The sequence below is a fragment of the Kosakonia cowanii JCM 10956 = DSM 18146 genome (assembly GCF_001975225.1).
GTDB lineage: Bacteria > Pseudomonadota > Gammaproteobacteria > Enterobacterales > Enterobacteriaceae > Kosakonia > Kosakonia cowanii.
Genome location: NZ_CP019445.1, coordinates 3,443,224 through 3,460,733 on the forward strand (window position 1 = coordinate 3,443,224; position 17,510 = coordinate 3,460,733).

General features: G+C 53.3%; 17 protein-coding genes and 1 pseudogene. 13 read left to right on the forward strand and 5 right to left on the reverse strand.

Features of this window, described 5'->3' with window-relative positions; translation table 11 throughout:
• The first annotated feature begins 91 nt into the window (after positions 1-91).
• Entirely contained in the window at positions 92-583 is a 492-nt protein-coding gene (locus tag BWI95_RS16235) for a GNAT family N-acetyltransferase (protein WP_054804148.1), read from the forward strand.
• Positions 584-619: 36 nt separating this feature from the next.
• Here BWI95_RS16235 and BWI95_RS23895 read toward each other — a convergent pair whose 3' ends face one another.
• Genes BWI95_RS23895 through BWI95_RS16250 form a run of 3 tightly spaced genes read right to left on the reverse strand, consistent with a single transcriptional unit; the run spans position 620 to position 4,100 of the window.
• Complete coding sequence (locus BWI95_RS23895) at positions 620-1,459, reverse strand: MFS transporter (protein ID WP_269749900.1); 840 nt, start codon at positions 1,457-1,459, stop codon at positions 620-622.
• Positions 1,456-2,892 (reverse strand): hydroxymethylglutaryl-CoA lyase, encoded by a 1,437-nt coding sequence (locus BWI95_RS23770; protein WP_269749901.1) that lies wholly within the window; start codon positions 2,890-2,892, stop codon positions 1,456-1,458. The genes BWI95_RS23895 and BWI95_RS23770 overlap by 4 nt, the downstream gene beginning before the upstream one ends.
• Before the next feature lie 2 nt (positions 2,893-2,894).
• Positions 2,895-4,100, reverse strand: coding sequence for a CaiB/BaiF CoA transferase family protein (locus BWI95_RS16250; RefSeq protein ID WP_156884917.1), 1,206 nt, complete (start codon positions 4,098-4,100; stop codon positions 2,895-2,897).
• A 234-nt stretch (positions 4,101-4,334) separates the two neighbouring features.
• Between BWI95_RS16250 and BWI95_RS16255 the strand changes: the two genes are divergently transcribed.
• From BWI95_RS16255 to BWI95_RS16280, 6 genes and pseudogenes are all read left to right on the forward strand, one after another.
• Complete coding sequence (locus BWI95_RS16255) at positions 4,335-6,245, forward strand: sigma-54-dependent Fis family transcriptional regulator (RefSeq protein ID WP_076769837.1); 1,911 nt, start codon at positions 4,335-4,337, stop codon at positions 6,243-6,245.
• A gap of 372 nt (positions 6,246-6,617) precedes the next feature.
• On the forward strand, positions 6,618-7,652 hold the full coding sequence (locus tag BWI95_RS16260) for a hypothetical protein (RefSeq protein ID WP_076769838.1): 1,035 nt from the start codon (positions 6,618-6,620) through the stop codon (positions 7,650-7,652).
• Positions 7,653-7,764: 112 nt separating this feature from the next.
• Positions 7,765-8,160 carry a nuclear transport factor 2 family protein gene (locus BWI95_RS16265; RefSeq protein WP_232374375.1) on the forward strand — a complete coding sequence of 132 codons (396 nt, stop codon included), beginning with the start codon at positions 7,765-7,767 and terminating at the stop codon, positions 8,158-8,160.
• A gap of 385 nt (positions 8,161-8,545) precedes the next feature.
• Positions 8,546-8,755: pseudogene (locus BWI95_RS16270) on the forward strand (hypothetical protein); the annotation flags it as partial.
• Positions 8,756-9,075: 320 nt separating this feature from the next.
• Positions 9,076-9,402, forward strand: a complete 327-nt coding sequence (locus BWI95_RS16275) for a DMT family transporter (RefSeq protein ID WP_054804149.1) — start codon at positions 9,076-9,078, stop codon at positions 9,400-9,402.
• Positions 9,399-9,725, forward strand: a complete 327-nt coding sequence (locus tag BWI95_RS16280; protein WP_054804150.1) for a DMT family transporter — start codon at positions 9,399-9,401, stop codon at positions 9,723-9,725. Before BWI95_RS16275 ends, BWI95_RS16280 begins: the two co-directional genes overlap by 4 nt.
• Before the next feature lie 61 nt (positions 9,726-9,786).
• Here the strand turns inward: BWI95_RS16280 and BWI95_RS16285 are convergent, their stop codons facing one another.
• Positions 9,787-10,671, reverse strand: coding sequence for a LysR family transcriptional regulator (locus tag BWI95_RS16285; RefSeq protein WP_076769839.1), 885 nt, complete (start codon positions 10,669-10,671; stop codon positions 9,787-9,789).
• 357 nt (positions 10,672-11,028) lie between these two features.
• On the opposite strand from BWI95_RS16285, the gene BWI95_RS16290 reads away from it, so the two are divergent.
• Both BWI95_RS16290 and BWI95_RS16295 read left to right on the forward strand, forming a co-directional pair.
• On the forward strand, positions 11,029-13,446 hold the full coding sequence (locus BWI95_RS16290) for an excinuclease ABC subunit UvrA (RefSeq protein WP_156884950.1): 2,418 nt from the start codon (positions 11,029-11,031) through the stop codon (positions 13,444-13,446).
• A 35-nt stretch (positions 13,447-13,481) separates the two neighbouring features.
• Complete coding sequence (locus BWI95_RS16295; RefSeq protein ID WP_023478845.1) at positions 13,482-14,069, forward strand: alpha-ketoglutarate-dependent dioxygenase AlkB; 588 nt, start codon at positions 13,482-13,484, stop codon at positions 14,067-14,069.
• Positions 14,070-14,083: 14 nt separating this feature from the next.
• Here the strand turns inward: BWI95_RS16295 and BWI95_RS16300 are convergent, their stop codons facing one another.
• Complete coding sequence (locus tag BWI95_RS16300) at positions 14,084-14,962, reverse strand: LysR family transcriptional regulator (protein WP_076769841.1); 879 nt, start codon at positions 14,960-14,962, stop codon at positions 14,084-14,086.
• Between the two features lie 157 nt (positions 14,963-15,119).
• On the opposite strand from BWI95_RS16300, the gene BWI95_RS16305 reads away from it, so the two are divergent.
• The 4 genes from BWI95_RS16305 to BWI95_RS16315 all read left to right on the forward strand — a co-directional run bounded on the left by BWI95_RS16305 (position 15,120) and on the right by BWI95_RS16315 (position 17,456).
• Positions 15,120-15,902: an SDR family NAD(P)-dependent oxidoreductase gene (locus BWI95_RS16305; RefSeq protein WP_076769842.1), complete on the forward strand. Its 783-nt coding sequence runs from the start codon at positions 15,120-15,122 to the stop codon at positions 15,900-15,902.
• Positions 15,903-16,018: 116 nt separating this feature from the next.
• A complete protein-coding gene (locus BWI95_RS23625) occupies positions 16,019-16,456 on the forward strand; it encodes an alpha/beta fold hydrolase (protein WP_208864600.1) in 438 nt (145 codons plus the stop codon).
• Entirely contained in the window at positions 16,444-16,959 is a 516-nt protein-coding gene (locus BWI95_RS23630; RefSeq protein WP_208864601.1) for an alpha/beta fold hydrolase, read from the forward strand. The genes BWI95_RS23625 and BWI95_RS23630 overlap by 13 nt, the downstream gene beginning before the upstream one ends.
• 140 nt (positions 16,960-17,099) lie before the next feature.
• The gene (locus tag BWI95_RS16315) at positions 17,100-17,456 is read left to right on the forward strand and encodes an MmcQ/YjbR family DNA-binding protein (protein WP_076769843.1); all 357 of its coding nucleotides are present in this window, start codon (positions 17,100-17,102) and stop codon (positions 17,454-17,456) included.
• The last annotated feature ends 54 nt before the right edge of the window (positions 17,457-17,510 follow it).

Genomic DNA, 17,510 nt, shown 5'->3' on the forward strand with positions numbered 1-17,510 from the left:
GCGTTTCGAATCACTACCGTAAAACTGTAGCAGCCCATCGCGCGCGTGCAGAGCATGCGGAGGGAATCGGAGAATACGTAAGGAGATAAGGATGAAGATCAGGCTGGCACAACCCGATGAGGCACCGGCTATCTGGCGGGTGCGCAATGCGGCGATCCGCCACGGCTGCAAAGGGGTCTATAGCGATGAGATTATTGTCGCCTGGACGCCGGAGACGATGCCGCAGGGGCAGGTAATGATGATTAACGAGAACCCTTTTTATATCGCGCTATCTGAAGAGGGGCAGCCGGTAGCGACCGGCTTTCTCGATATTGCCACTGGCAGCATCGAAGCAATTTTTACCCTGCCGGAGTGGGAAGGCCATGGGCTGGCGACGCGCATTATGGATGCCCTGAAACAGGAGGCGCTCAGCCGTGGCTTTAGCCGTCTGACGCTTGCGGCAACGCCCAATGCCTGCAACTTCTATCAAAAGCGCGGGTTCGCGGTGGTGCGGGAGAGTGTGTATCACTCGAAGCTGGCGGGTGCGGATCTGAAGTGCATTGATATGCTCTGCGATTTGGCTGAAACCTCGTGTAAAACATAAGAGGGAGAAAAGGGGCGTTGCCGCCCCTGATCGTGCTTATCTGATGATTTTTATGCTCTTCGACAGGGGTTCAATTACCGTCGAGACCATAATAAAGCAGAGCGCGCAGAAGCCGGTCATTGCAATAAACACCGCGTCCCAGTTCCAGGTGTCGAGAATCACGCCAACCAGCAGCGGCATACACATCCCGCCGAGCTGCCCGCCCATGTTGATAACGCTGTAGGCCACCGGGTAGATCTCTTTACTGGCGCGGCCCATGGCGTAAACGGAGTAGGCCGAGTAGCCCAGCGACAGCATTAACCCCAGCATAAAGAGCATCAGCGAGAGGACTATTTTGCTCTCTGGCGCATAGACCAGCGAATACATGGTGAAGATAGTGGCGCCGGCGCTTAGCAGCATCAGCGGTTTGCGGCGTTTATTTAACACCCGGTCCGACAGCACGCCGCCGAGAAAATTGCCTAATACCGTGCCGAGGAACGGTGCCGCTGCCAGCACGGCGGAGCTGGTTAAATCAAACCCACGTTCGGTGATCAGATATTTGGGCAGCCAGGACATCAGCACGCTGACGATGCCGACCATCGAAAAGTAGCCCAGCGCCACGCCATAGATATCCCAGCAGCGAAACACCTGTTTCGAGGTGGTGAGTTCCTCCACCTGCTTTGTGCGGATCAGCTTATCCAGCCAGCCATATTTCAGCGTCTCCTGTTGCGCACTCTGGGTAACCGCCGTCGACTCTTCGCGAATATAGGCCACCTCCTGCGCATTCACGAAACGGCTCTCTTCTGGTTTGTTACGTACCATGAGATACCAGAACAGTGAGAGCAGGATGCCGGGAATGGCGAAGAAGACAAAGATATAGCGCCAGCCCCAGGTCATGATATCCAGGCGCAGAGTGCGGGCACAATCAGTGGGCCAAACTTGGATCCCGCGAGAAACAACCCGGTTGCGGTGCCTTTCTCTTTCGCCGGGAACCACTGATTGATGGTGGCCGTGGAGCCAATCACCACCGGCGCTTCGCTGATTCCTACCAGGCAGCGCAGCAGCTTCAGCAACCAGACACTATTTACCACGCCCATAAAGCCGGTAAATATCGAGGTAAGCAGCATGCCGAGGGCGAAAATATTGCGCATGCCATAGCGTTTAATTAAATAGCCGGCGGGAATTTGAAAGAAGGCATAACCGGCAAAGAACAGGCTGATAAGCACGCCTGCCATGGTGTTGGAGAGGTTAAACTCCTCCTGAATAAAAGGGATAGCGAAGCCAATATTGGCGCGATCCGCATTGGCGACGGTGTAGATGACAAAAATAAAGCTCATCACCCACCATCTGTAGTGCGTCATTTTTGGTCTGACTGTTTTGTTATCCATAATAGGTAATTCCGTAGGGTTTATTATTTTTTTATCGCCGCAAAAATCAAACTCGCTGTAAGTACGCGCACGTGAAAGGGCGCTTAAAAGCTGCGGCTCAATGGTTTCCCGTATACCAGAGGCGACGGTTAACAGTGCTTCAAGAGAAATTCCGGTGTTGACGCCCATGCGGTTAAACATATTTACCGCGTCTTCCGTGGCGCAATTTCCCGCAGCACCCGGAGCGAAAGGACAACCGCCCAGCCCACCCACCGCCGTTTCGAAACGCCTGATTCCGTTCTGATAACCGACCAACATATTGGCGAGCGCCATGCCGTGGGTGTTGTGCATATGCAGGGCGAAATCGACGTCCGGGAAGCGCAGCTGTACGCTTTGCAACACCCGCGCAGTCTGGCGCGGATTGGCAACGCCAATGGTGTCGCACAGGGTTACGCGGCGAATGCCCAGTTGATGGGCGGAGTCGATGATCTCCAGCAGGGTGTTGCTATCCGTTGCGCCAATAAAGGGGCAACCGAATGCTGTCGCCAGCGACAGCACGATCGTTAATTCCGGCCAGCGGTGGCGAATCGCACGCAGATCCTCCAGTGACTCCTGATGGCTGCGATTGATATTGGCCCGGTTATGCGCCGGGCTAACCGATATCACATAGTTGATGTGTTTAATCTGGTGCTGGTGCGCTAACTGCGCACCTTTACTGTTAGGCACTAATACCCAAGGTGTTATCTGCGGATGTTCAGCAAGTACGTGTTCAATAACCCTACCGGCGTCGGCCATTTGCGGGATCGCTTTTGGGCTGACCAGCGAGGTTATTTCGATCTGGGTTAAGCCTGCGTCAACGAGTTTATCGATAATCAGCGTTTTTAAATCCGTGTCGATAAACGATTTAATATTTTGAAAGCCATCGCGCGGGCCTACTTCTGTAATCTGAATAGCTGTTGGCATCGTTATCTCCTTATAAAATGCCTGTCTGAATAAGCTCTGCGATTTTTTTCATCGGAGTAGCCCAGCAGCTCTTTTAATACTTCGTGGTTGTGCTGACCGAGAGTCGGGGCAGGGAAGCGAATCGAGGCTTTCTTATTAGTGAATTTGACCTGGTTTCCGGTCATGGTGATTTTTCCGGCGACCGGATGGTCAATATCGACGAACATCTCGCGTGCTTTGGCAATATGCGGATCTTGCGTGACGCGATCGATGGTATTAATCGGTGCGGCGGGAATACCTGCTTCCAGCAGGCGCTCGACGATGCTGTCAATAGGCAGCGTGCGCGTCCAGGTCTCAATGATAGGTTTCAGTTCTGCATGATGAGTGACGCGATCGATATTGGTGCGGAATTGTTCCTCTTCCAGCGCCGGAATATTGAGCGTCTGTTTTAGCAGGCCATAGAGTTTGTCGTTGCCGCAGGCGATGATGACGTAGCCATCTTGCGCTTCGAAGGAGTCGTAGGGATAGATAGCTTCGTAACGGTTGCCGATACGTGTCGGAATACGCCCCGTATTCAGGTAGATGATATTGATGATCTCAAGGGAAGAGACCATCGAGTCAACCAGCGCAATATCGACTTTGTCGCCAACGCCGGTTTTCAGGCGGTTCGCATAGGCCGCCAGCACGCCGATGGCGCAGCTCATACCGCCGACGACATCCGCAATCGCCGTGCCGGTACGGGTTGGCGGCGTGTCTTGCCAGCCAGTGGTGCTCATCAGCCCGCTCATCGCCTGGCCGATAATGTCGTAACCTGCGCGCCTGGAGTAGGGGCCGGTATGGCCAAATCCAGAGACGGCGCCATAAATAATCGCCGGGTTAACTTTGCGCAAATCTTCGTAACCGAGACCGAGCTTTTCCATTACGCCGGGGCGATAATTCTCAAGAACAATATCGCTATTGCGCACCATATCGAGAAAAATAGCACGGCCTTCTTCTGATTTTAAATTAAGTGTGATGCCGCGCTTGTTTCTATTTAAATTCATAAAGTAGGCGCTTTCGCCATTTATTTGCGGTGCATTAGCGCGTGAATCATCGCCTCTGCCCGGTAATTCAACTTTAATCACATCGGCACCAAAATCCGCCAGCATCATTCCGCAATAGGGACCTGCTAATACGCGTGTCAAATCGAGAACCCGTACGCCGGACAATACACCTGCCTGATGACTCATAATTGATTCCTTTAACATTAAGAATGAATGTGTGGATGTTTATTACACCCATCAAAGAGTAATCAAGATGTATGCCAGAAATGATGTGCATTAATATTCTCTTTAACTCATTGATAGTTTTATCTTTTTAAGAGTATTAATGATCTGAGTGGCGTAATGGGTCCATAGCAATTGTGTTAGCAATTTCAAATGTGTTATTCAGTTAATAAGATGACAACAAACCAGACTAAAAATATGAAACATAAATCATTACCAAATTTAGCGTTAATTACGCCTTATCCTTATTTAGCGGATGTCGTAATTGCACAGTGCGCCGGGCTATTCAATTGTCATGTCTATCATGGCAGCCTGGAAAAAGCAGCGACCATTGTGCGCACGCTCGATAAAGAGTATTACGATGTAATTCTTAGCCGGGGCGGAACCGCAGAGTATATTGCCCGCGCGACGGATATTCCCGTCGTCACTATTCAGATGTCGGTTTCTGATTTACTGAAAGCATTAATTCCGCTCAAAGATTGTCAGCGTCCGATTGCTTTTTTCAATTACCAGCGCTATTTACCCGATGTTGTGCTGCTGGCATCCTCCCTGAATATCGTTATTGATGAGTTTGTCTTTATTTCTCATGAGGATATGACGTCACAACTGGAGCAGTGTTATGCCAGGCACTACACCATCGTGGCGGGGGGATGCCCGGTGACCGAAACGGCACGGCACTATCAAATGCAGGGGATTTTGATTGAAAACGGGGTGGAGTCAGTTAATAGTGCGCTGCGAGAGGCGCTGGTCATCGTTGAGACGACCAGACGCAAAATGCTGGATATGACGCGGCTGGAGATCATTTTGTCCTCCATCACCGAGGGGATTATCGTCACCAATGAAAATAATGATATTCAGCTCTTCAATAAAGCGGCTGAAAGCATCATCGGGATAAGTGCCCCACAGGCTCTGGGAAAACAGATTGATGCCATTATTAAAAACACGCGCATTAATCAGGTACTGCTATCGAAGTCACCGGAGATCCGCGAATTGCAGGAGCTGGAGAACACCTCAATCATTACCAGCCGCGTACCGATGTTTATGGGGAAAAACTGTATCGGCGTGGTCTGCTCATTTACCGATACGCCGCAGATCCAGAAAGTTGAGCGCATTATTCGCGGCAAATTACAGAAGAAGGGCTTTAATGCCCGCTATACCTTCGATCATATCCTGACCGCCGACAGCGCAATGCAGGCGGTGAAAAAACTGGCGCAGGTCTATGCGCGAACCGATTCGCCGGTGATGATCTATGGCGAGTCCGGCACCGGTAAGGAGTTGTTTGCCCAAAGTATTCATAACCACAGTAACCGCAAAAGCGGCCCGTTTGTGGCCATCAACTGCGCCGCCATTCCGGAGAGTTTACTGGAGAGCGAACTGTTTGGTTATGAAGGCGGATCCTTCACCGGCGCAAAGCGGGAAGGGAAGGAGGGCCTGATTGAGCTGGCGCATCGGGGCACGCTTTTTCTCGACGAAATTGGCGAGCTGCCGCTGCCTATCCAAAGCCGTCTGCTGCGCGTTCTCCAGGAGTATGAAATCATGCATATCGGCGGGAAAGATATTATTCCCGTTGATGTAAGAATTATTGGCGCGACCAATCGCGCGCTCTCCAGCATGGCCGGGGAGGGAAGCTTTCGCCGCGATCTCTTTTACCGGCTCAATGTTTTGCCTTTGACCGTACCGCCGTTGCGCGAACGTGCAGGTGATTTCCGTTACCTGGCGAGTAAGTTTTTGTGTGACGCGGCGGCAGAACATCTGCTCGGTCAGTTTGTCGATTTTTTCGCGACGTACGCCTGGCCGGGTAACGTGCGCGAGATGCGGTTTATCATTGAGCGGCTGGCGCTACTCTCCGTCGGGTTTCCGCATTACTCATTGCCGGAGATGCTGTCGCTTACCGGATCAGCTTTTTCCGCTGCGCCAGCGCCGCAACCCAACGTGCCGCTGCAGGTTGATCTGACCAAAAGCTCACTGAAAGAGATAACCAAAGATGTGGAGCGCCAGGTGATACGGTTTTATCTTGACCGGTATCAGCAGAACCAGGAGCAAGCCGCGGCTACGCTTGGCATCAGCAAAATGAGTTTATGGCGAAAGCTGAAGGGGATTAATCATTAATCTTGCGGATGGTTGCGCGTGGTGGGTATGTCGCGATAATACACCAGCGCCGCATGGAGGCGGCGCTGGCGTGTGCGATTAACGCTTACGCTTGCTTATTGCCATAACGATAACCACCACCAACGCGGCACCGCAAATCATTCCTAAAGTATGCATCTCTTCCTCTTATCTCTTTATAACACCTGTTTCAGCTAAGCGACGAAGTATAGCCAGTCACGCCTTAAGATAATACCTGGCCTCCTATAATTAGGGGGCATCCGCAATTATGTTTTTTTTGCAGATAGTGACGCTGCGTAATTAAACCCCTCTGGTCAGGTTGCCACCAGAAATATTCCGCTTTAAGGTTAGTTTTTTCTGACAGAAGGGAAGGTCATGTTCGTTTTATTGCATAAACTGTCGCGGCAGATACCCGCGCTAATTCTTTTCTGGTGCATTAACTGGGTCATTACGCTCATTCTGCTCGCCATTGCCAATAAAACCCATCATCCGTCCCTTGTCGGCGTGGTGGTCTGGTTCAATATGCTATGGCTCTGTGCGTATATTATCGAATACAGAGGGAGCACGCTGTTTCATGCGCAGGAGAGCAAACGTCTGAAGCGTTTTTTGCCGCGCCAGCAATACAGCAAAGTGAAAGTGCTTGTGTCGATGGCGCGAGCAACAACGCTATTGCTCTCGGCATGTTTTCTGCTGGCGATCGCCCATGCCAGCGCCACTATTGTCTGGTTTCTGGTCGCACTTTGCTGCGCCCTGGGCTTTGCTTGTCTGGTGCGTTTCTATTTGCTGTGCATATCCGTGTTGTCAAAGCAGGCCGCCTCGCTGCTTGGTAAAACCTGGCCATTGGTGCTCGCGTTGGTACTTTTTTTCGCCAAAATGTCTGCCAGCGCTATTTTGCTTGAGTCCTGGGATGTTTCCGCCGCGCAAATGCCTTATACCACCTGGTGCCTGACGCTATTTATGGCGGCCTTTATCGCTTTCAATATTGCCTATTTTTTAATTACGGTGATTTCAGGGGTGATGGAAACCAGCGTGCGGCGACGTAAAAAGCGCGTCGCGCTGCCGATGAGCAGCCAGATATTTTTGGTGGTTGCGTTTGCCTGCGTCATGCCGGGATTAATGATGGCCAATGTCCGTACTCTTGGCGGTGCGCTGATGAATACATTTTATCAATTCGATACGCGCAGCACATTTCGCTGTGGCGATCGCTATCAGACGATTGATGAACTGGGCGAAAAAGCGCGTTATTTAGCGGTAGGTATTAATCAGTACCGTGGCTTTTTCCTGAAGGACGGGGATTTACACGGCGTGGTGGTGAGATGCACCACTGGCGATAAATTTACCCGTTATCGGGTTTTAAGCCGCGAGGAGCTGGGAGAAGCCAAAGAGAAGGGCGATAAGACCACGCACTAAGGCTAAAGGCGCTGCGGGATCGCCTCCCGCAGCGGCCTGGTTACTGCTGATTTTCAGCTTCGCGAAATCAGTGACGAATTTAATAACTGGTTTTTAAACCATGCCGCGTTTTATGAAACTGGAGCAGATGATGGACGACAACCAAACGCTGTGCGCGAAGCTTCGCGAACGTGAGCGGCAGTTACATTGCCTGGAAACCCGTAACCAACTCAGCGTGATCGACGAATTGTTGCATGAACAGTTTTTTGAGATTGGTCGCTCAGGAAGACGTTACGACAGAGCGCAGGTTGTTGACGCGCTGATCAACGACACGCCGGAAGATGAAATCCATGCGGAGGATTTCGCAGTTACCGTGCTGAGCGAAGGATGCGCGTTGTTGACGTATCGCAGTTTTACCTTTGATGCACAAGGCGCTATGGCAAAACCAACGCTGCGCGCATCGATATGGATAAAAACAGGTGAAGAGTGGCAAATGCAGTTTCATCAGGGTACGCCAGAGGCGTGTTGAGCAGCTCGGTTGAGCAAGCTGATTATCACCGAGAAATGTCGGATTGGGCTCTTGGTTCCTTTGGCGCGTATAATGTATATTATGTTAAATGACTTCCATGGGTCCATTACTTCATGGTTCTCTGGTGTTGCCATAGATATCAGCATCTTGTGAATTTTGAGATCCTCCCCTTTTATTGCATTGGGTCTATAGTACATTTACTTCAACTCAAGCTAATTGTTGGGTGTTTCTATGTACTCACTTTCCCAGATTGTAAGTTCAAAGGGCCGACGGCGCTGGATTCTGATGGATGTAACCATCTGTTTACCCGCACTTTATCCGTTAAGGTATGTAGTTGACCATCTGGAGTATCGCTCACCCTCAACCCAATCAGCCTCCCTCCAGGCTTCTCGGCAACGTTGCTGGCTATGCATCTGTTTTCAGCAAATACCAGCTGCTCGAAGATGACGGCCACCTTACTCAGCTCCGCACGCATATTCCTCGACACAACATTAATACTTTTCGCGCAATTGCAGAGATTTCTGACCACTTACAAGCGATGTTAATGGGGCGTGTTGATATCACTCAAAATCAGCATTATCAGCACTTGGTTCTCAAGTGTTGGGTGTAACTCAGCAGATTTATGCTCGCCTTGAGGCAAATCCTTCAAAAGCGAGTTTTGAGCGTCGCTCTGACTAGTATTTCCATTTTGTCACTTCTGAAATATCAATAAGGTATATTGTCCGGACAGAATCTGAGTCTTACTATTACATTCATTCCAGTGAGGAACGAAATAAACTTTGCTGAATCAATATTATTTAAAATAAATCTTTCTGATTTTTTATTTCTTTCAATTTCACGACAGGAAATTGTCGCGTATGTGTTGTGGCGAAACAGAAATTTTAATTCATCGTAGTAGCAGAAGAGAAAAATGTTATGAACACCAGAGGTCTCATTCTTATTATCATCGGCGCGATGTTTGAGTGCGCATGGGCATTCGGACTTAAACATGCCCAGGGTCCATTTGAAATATTTCTGACCGTGGTTTGCGTGGTGGCCAGCTTCGGCATATTCATGCTGTCATTTAAATATGTTGGGGCGAGTATCGCGTATGTAGTTTATACCGGTCTCGGTACCCTGTTTGTGGTGCTGGTTGAAATGGCCGACACCCTGTCTCACGGAGGGCAGCCAGACATTCTCCGTATCGTATTCGTGGTCACCCTGATGCTGGGCGTCATTGGTGTTAAAGGAGCAAAGTCATGATTTCCTATCTCATTCTGTTTGTTGCCGGCTGCTTCGAGGTTGCGGGTATTTCCACCCTGAATGGCTATGCTAATGCCGGAACCGCTCGCCGTAAGGTCACGTTCCTTCTGGCCACCATTGCACTCTTTGCCATTGCGCTCAGCTCGCTGAGTATCTCTATGCGAGAGATCCCCCTTTCCGTGGCCTATGCCATCTTTACGGGGGTGGGTACGATCGGTGCCGTTGCGGTAGGCATATTTATTAACGGAGATAAAATACGTCTGCTCAAGGGGGCAAGTATCTTTCTTATTATCTTCAGTGCGATCATGCTGAAGCTGGTTTAATTCCAAATTCTCTCTTTCATACAGGATTCCGAATGAAAGAGAGAAACCTTTCTGACTGTTATTAGCTTACGGTAAAATGATTCACTATAAAATCAGTGAAGGCTTTGAGTCTGGGGGGCGCATATTTGTTCGTGGGCCAGACCAGATTAATTTCATAGTTTTGTCCGACGATATTTCCCAGCACAATTTTCAACTCACCTGATTCAATATATTTTTCCGTGAGCAGCCCCGGCATAAAAGCAATGCCTTTTCCGTCAAGCGCCAGCCCAAGGCGAATGTCCGTACTGTTACAGACAAGCGATGGGATAACGCCCTGCACTCCGGATGCTGAATTCAGAAGCGGCCAGGGCTCCGTGCGCCCACTTGAGGGATAGCGGTACTGGATACAGATATGGGAACTGAGATCCTCCACGCAGGCTGGAATCCCGTATCGCCTGAGGTAGTCCGGTGATGCCACCAGATTCATGGCGCAGTTACCGAGCGAGCGGGCCGTCAGCCGGGAGTCTGACAATTGGCCGACGCGTATCACCGCATCAAATCCCTCTTCCACCACATCAACCAGCCTGTCGCTGAGATCTACCTCAAGAGTTACTGCCGGATACTGCTCCATAAAGCGGCTAATCACCGGCAGGAAGAAGGACGGTATATAGGGCATACTTACGCGCAGCTTGCCTCTGGGCTCGCCTGATACAGACGAAAGCTCCTCCTTCGCTGCCGTCAGCTCATCAAGTATTACCCGGCTTCGCTCAAGAAACATTTCGCCTTCCTGCGTCAGGCTTAAACCGCGCGTGTTGCGGTTAAGCAGACGCGTACCCAGCTCCTCTTCTGTTTTGCTGACCAGCTTACTTACGGCAGAGGGGGAAATATTCAGCTCGCGCGCGGCGGCGGCGAAGCTGCCCAGATCAGCAATTTTCACGAACGCCTCGATACCGTCTACCAGGTTCATCTTCTTCTCCTGTAAATAGGTGTAGCAGTTCTGCCATCTTACCCCGTACTGGCATTCCATTTCGTCACGACTGAATTACCGAAACCGGCAATTGTCCAATACGCGTCCCGGGACTAACCTTGAAGTTCTTTTCTCATGCCGTCTGTCCGGCCCTTTTCAGTCAGAGCGGAGCTCTTACGTGAAAGGCGAAACCAATAATATCGGCAGACTGACGCATTATCAGGGGAACCAATGTCATCAGAAAAACCATCACAAAGCATAAATGCACAGCCTGAAGATATCCGTACCGGCGTCACTGTACATGGAGCCAGGACGCATAACCTCCGGGACGTTTCGTTCACATTTCCCCGTGATGCCATGGTGGTTTTTACCGGGATATCCGGATCGGGTAAATCCTCCCTGGCGTTTGACACACTCTACGCCGAAGCGCAGCGACGGTTTATGGAGTCCGTCGCGCCGCACGCGCGGCGCCTGATTGAGCAGGCTTCGGCACCGGATGTGGACAGCATAGACGGGTTGCCGCCTGCCGTAGCCCTGCAGCAGAGCCGGGCCGGCGCGCAGGAACGCTCAACGGTCGGTAGCCTGACGCGGATCTCCGTCACCCTCAGGCTGCTGTTTTCCCGCGCCGGCCTCCATCCCGCCGACATCCCGTTCCTGCCGGCAGAGGCCTTCTCGCCCAATAATCCTCAGGGCGCCTGCCCTGCCTGTCAGGGCATGGGCATGGTGCATGAAGTTAAGGCCGACGCGCTTGTCCCTGACGGGTTGCTTAGCATCCGCGAAGGGGCGATAGCCTCCTGGCCCAACGGCTGGCAGGCAAAAAACCTGCGCTCAATTCTTGATTCGCTGGGCTACGACATCGATGCCCCGTGGAATACGCTGGCTGAAAAAGATCGGGAATGGATCCTCTTCACCGACGAACAGCCGTCAGTGCCGATTTTTATGGGGCTGAATGCGGAGCAGCGCCGGGAGGCGATCGCGGCAGGCACCGAGCCCGCCTATACCGGTACCTATACCAGTGCCAGAAAATATCTTCTGCAGAGCTATTCGGGCGGTAAGGAGTCAGTGAAAAAACGCCTCTCCCGCTTCATTACCGTGGCGCCATGCAACGAATGCCACGGCAAGCGGCTAAACCGCAATGCCCTGGCTTATACCTTTGCGGGCCACGATATTGCTGAAATGGGTGAGCTGACGATAACGCAGTTGAAGGCATTGCTTTTACCCTTTGCCGAAGGCCGTTCACTGAATATGCCTGGCGAAGCCGCGCTACGGGAGGCCGTCATCAGGATGACGGCCGATATCTGCGGCCGCCTCGACCAGCTCGAAAGGCTGGGCCTCGGCCACCTCTCTCTCGGTCGCCGGACTACCATGCTCTCGTCCGGTGAGCTGCAGCGTATCCGACTGGCCACGCAGCTTATCTCTCGCCTGTTTGGCGTGATCTACGTGCTCGACGAGCCCGCGGCCGGCCTGCATCCGGAAGATGTTCGCGCCCTCCTCCAGTCCCTGCGTCTGCTTCTGGAGGCCGGTAACTCGCTGGTTATTGTCGAACATAATCTGGACGTTATCGCCGAAGCCGACTGGCTCACGGAGGTGGGACCGGGTCCCGGGCGCCTGGGTGGTGAGATCGTTTATAACGGCGCACCCTCCGGGCTGGCACGAATTTCCCGCTCATCTACCGCAGGCTACCTCTTCGACAAACACCGTCCGGGCCTGCGTCGGCGTCGACTTCCCGAGCGCTGGCTCGAGCTTGAGAAAATCACCTGCAATAACATTCACGGGCTGGATGTCCGCATCCCTCTTGAACGTATGACCGCCATCACCGGTGTATCCGGCTCGGGCAAGTCCACCCTTCTGGCCCGGGTGCTCCCGACGTTGCTTCAGCGACTAGACAAAACCCCGGAGGATGAGGAGTCAGAGGAAGGCAGCCTGGTGCCGGAGGTACAGGGTAAGATCACGGCAGGCGGGACCTCCCTGAAACGTCTGGTTCGCATCGACCAGAAACCCATCGGGCGCACGCCGCGCTCTAACCTGGCGACCTATACCGGCTTCTTTGATACCGTGCGCAAGCTATTTGCCGATACCGACGAGGCGAAAAAACGGAATTTTGACGCCAGCCGCTTTTCCTTCAACCTGCCCGCCGGCCGCTGCCGCGCCTGTGAAGGACAGGGACAGATCACTATCGAACTGATGTTTATGCCTCAGGCAAGCGCGCCCTGCTCTGCCTGCGGCGGACGGCGCTACAATGAGGAAACCCTTGAGGTCCGCTGGCATAACAGAACGATAGCGGACGTGCTGGATCTCACCGTCGACGAAGCCGTTGAGGTGTTCAGAAATAATGACACCATCCAGCGCTCCCTGGCCGCGCTTGCCTCGCTCGGTCTCGGCTATCTGAAGCTGGGTCAGCCCGCCACCGAACTGTCCGGTGGCGAATGCCAGCGCATTAAGCTCGCCTGGGAACTGCAGCGCGTACAGCGGGGTAAAACGCTCTATCTGCTGGACGAGCCCTCCACGGGGCTGCATCCGGCGGATATGGACAAGCTGATGCGGGTTCTCGACAGGTTGGTTCAGCGCGGCGATACGGTGGTCATGGCGGAGCACGATATGCGCATTGCCGCAGAAGCCGACTGGGTTCTCGATCTCGGTCCCGGCTCGGGCGAAAACGGCGGACGTATTATTGCGGCCGGCACGCCGGAAGAGGTCAGCCGCAGTAAACACAGCCTCACTGCGCCCTGGCTGGCGGCCAGACTAAAAAAAAGGAATGGCGATCCTGACGAGTAATACCGGTCAGGTTTAGTGATGGTTTCGGAGGATACATGCAGTTTGATTTGTTTGCAGACGAAGCGCTGCCCTCCATCCCGGGGCTGATTTATCAGGCCGATTTTCTCACCCCGGAAGAAGAGAAAGGCCTGCTGGAGATTATCGCCACGCTGCCTCTCATGCCTGCACGGTATAAAGAGTATGAATCAAAAGTCCGCATTCTCAGCTTCGGCGGGCTTTACGATTTCAACACGCATACCGTCAAGTCCAGTCCGGCGCTTGATGCACGTCTGGTTCCGCTGCGAAACCGCGTCGCCGACTGGCTGAGGATTGAGCACGGGGCGATTTCTCATCTGCTCGTCACTGAATACCTGCCCGGCACGCAACTGGGATGGCACCGCGATGTCCCGGTCTATGAAACCATCGTCGGTATTTCCTTGGGCAACCCGGCAACGATCCGCTTCAGGCCCTGGCCGCCCGACGTGCTGACAAGCCGCCGGGCGGTCAGCCTTGAAGTAATGCCCCGCTCGATTTATAAGCTCGACGGCGAGGCCCGCTGGGGATGGCAGCACGCCGTACCCCCGGTGAAGTATCCGCGCTGGTCTATCACGCTGCGAGTGAACCGGGCGAAGCCGGGCCGTTGATTCCTCCCGCGCGTTCAGGAAAGGTGATGGTGGAAATAGTCGACGAATTCACGCAGGCGCGGCATGGCATGCTTGTTCGTGGGCCAAAGCAAGTGCAGCTGATACTCTTTTTGCACCGACTCCCCCAGAACCACGACCAGATCGCCTGAGCCGAGATAAGGCGCGGACAGCAGGTCGGGCATTAGAGCAATTCCGTGTCCCTGGAGCGCCAGACCTAATCGGGCGTCGGCACTGTTACATACCAGCCGTTTTGAAAAACTCAGGCTTCCTCTGTACTCCTCAGGAATGGGCCAGGCTTCCAGCCGTCCCGTGGTGGGATAGCGATACTGGATGCAGTGATGGTGCGTAAGGCTTTCGACCGAGTCGGGCAGACCATTTTTCGCCACATACGCCGGTGACGCTACTAGCTGCATATTGATACGGGCAACCTGCCGGGAGGTTAGCCTTGAGTCAGACAACTGCCCCACGCGAAATACCACGTCAAAACCTTCATCAATCACGTCAACGACACGATCGCTGAAATCCAGCTCCAGATCGATTTCGGGATACGCCTCCTGGAAACCGCAAATCAGCGGCAGAAAAAAAGAGGTGATATTCGGCATGCTGATTTTCAGCTGACCGCGCGGCGTGCCGGCTGCTGCTGCAATATCCGCCCTGGCCGCAGCCATTTCACTCAGGATTACCCGGCCTCTTTTCAGGAAAAGCTGGCCTTCCGGCGTCAGGCTCAGGCTGCGCGTGTTGCGGTTGAACAGCACGGTACCCAAAGCATCTTCAGTGCGCGCGACCAGTTTGCTGACCGCAGACGGTGAAAGGTTCAGCTGGCGCGCGGCACCTGCAAAGCTCCCCTTTTCTGCTACCTGTATGAAGGCTTCAATGCCGTTGAAAATATTCATCTGTAAACCCGATCCGTAAAAGTTGTCCGCACAGACTATAGCAACAGACAGTTAATTCATGACAAACCTTCACTTCTGAACTGCATTTTGACGCATTTTCTTCCCCGGAAGCCATTCCTATACTTTTTTTTCATTCAGACGACTCAAGGAGAGTGCTATGTCCCATTCAGAACGTAACATCATCATTACCGGCGCCGGGAGCGGTATTGGCGCGGCAGCGGCACGGGCATTTTCAGAGTCAGGGGATCGCGTTCACCTGTTTGACCTGTCACAGGAGCGGCTCGATGACGTCGCTGCAGAGCTGAAAACGGTCAAAATCTACCAGGTAGACGTCACTGATGCGCATCGTGTTCGTGAAACGGTAGAAGGTATTGAAAAAGAGTTTGGTTCGGTTGACGTGCTGGTAAGCAACGCCGGTATTTTCGACGGGCTGGCCGGTATTGAGGAAACCTCATACGAACTCTGGCACAAAATCATCGAAACGAACCTGACCGGCGCGTTCAACATTATTAAGCCAGCCTCGGAGGCGATGGTTCGCCAGAAGTCGGGCAGGATCATCACCATCAGCTCCATTGCCGCCACGCGAACCTCACCGGATGGCCTTTCCTATGACACCTCCAAAGCTGGCCTGGAAGGGATGACCCGCCGTCTCGCCGTTGACCTGGGAAAATACGGTATCACCGCAAACACGGTCGCGCCGGGCGTCATTGAAACCGATATTCTGGCCACCTCAGGAGAAATTCTCGGCGACCTGGCCGGCCAGGATTCAGGTGGCGACAACAGCGAATCCAACGCGCAGTTTCTTGAGACCGTCGTGCCTGCCCGTCGCACTGGTCAGCCATCAGAAGTGGCAGCCACCATTCATTTTCTCGCCAGCGAAGGTGCGTCCTACATTAACGGTGAGGTGATCCACGTTGACGGCGGCTGGATCGCCAGCTGATTCAGTCACATTCACTTCATTCGCTTACCCTGCGGCCTCCATGACTACGTGGAGAGCCGCACGCAACACCGGCCTGGGTCCACTCAGTGACAGGCCGATCATGCAGGAAATTATTTATGTCCATATCCGATCTTACGCAGTTTCCTTCCCTGAGCGGCTTTGGCTCGGTCACGGGCGTGCCCTGGCTGGAAGCCGGCTTTGGCCAGACGTTTCGCAGTATTTATGTCGACACCGGATCCGTTGGTCTTCACGCGGTGGTGGGGGGACGCGGGCCAGCCCTTCTGCTTGTTCCTGGCTGGCCACAGAACTGGTACACCTGGAGCCGGATGATGCTGCCGTTGAGCCAGAATTTCACCGTTATTGCCGTCGATCCACGCGGCACCGGTCTCTCAGACAAGCCCTGCGACGGGTATGACGCCGACACGCCGGCAGCAGATTTGTTTGCCCTGATGGACCGGCTAGGTTTCGCTGATTTTTACCTTGCAGGCCATGACGTAGGGATGTGGATCGCCTTCGCCATGGCGGCCACGGCCCCGGGCGCGTGCGCAAGGTAGCCCTGGGCGAGGCCTTTATTCCGGGCGTGTTTGAATCACCACCCATCGTCTGCGACGACGGACAGACCAATACCTTTTTATGGCATCACATGTTTAACCGTATTGACGGCGTCAATGAGCGCCTTGTTGAAGGTCGCGAAGAAATCTACTTCGGAACGCAGATGGATCAAAAGGCTGGCCCGCCGGGCGCCATGCCCCGTCACGCACGCGACTTTTATATTGAGATGCTACGTAGAGTACCAGGGGCACTTAAAGGCAGCTTCGATTACTACCGCGGTATCGATTGCTCCATCCCCCAGTACCGCAGTCATGCCGAACGCGGGCTGAACCTTCCCGTACTGGCCTTTGCCGGCGAACTGGCGTGCGGCGAAATGGTACAGCGCGAGCTGTATAAAATCGCCGGTGACGTCCGGTCGGTCATCTATGAAGGTGGCGGGCACTACATACCGGAGCAGTTCCCGGATGAGCTGGCAGACGCGTTCAGAATGTTCTTTCTGACGTAAAACCGGATGACATTCCCCGTAGCGCCGTCAGCGCGTCGGCTAGGCTGCATCCCGTTTATCACAGGAGCGACGCATGAACGTTTAACGTGCAAAACGCTGCATTCTCAGAAATCATAAACCGGTCACTCCGGGAGGAAGAGATGAAAAGAGAAAGCCTGTTCAGATATGCCCGCGAACACTTTAAATCTGAACCTGAATATTTATGGAGTAACCTGCCGCACTATGCAGTGCTGCGCCATCACGGTGGCAAAAAATGGTTTGGTCTGGTCATGAACGTGCCCGGAACAAAGCTGGGTCTTAATACCCATGATGACGTTGATGTACTGGACGTGAAGGTCAGACCTGAACACATCGGGTCGCTTCGCAGGAAAGAAGGCATTCTGCCCGCTTGGCATATGAATAAAGAGCACTGGGTGAGCGTAATCCTGGACGGTCCCCTCACAGCAGACGAGATCCACAATCTGCTGTCTGAAAGTCACCGGCTGACCCCGGCATAGGATGCCAGCGCCGCCCGCGGGCGGCGCCCTTCCTCTTCCGGCGCGGCAACGCAA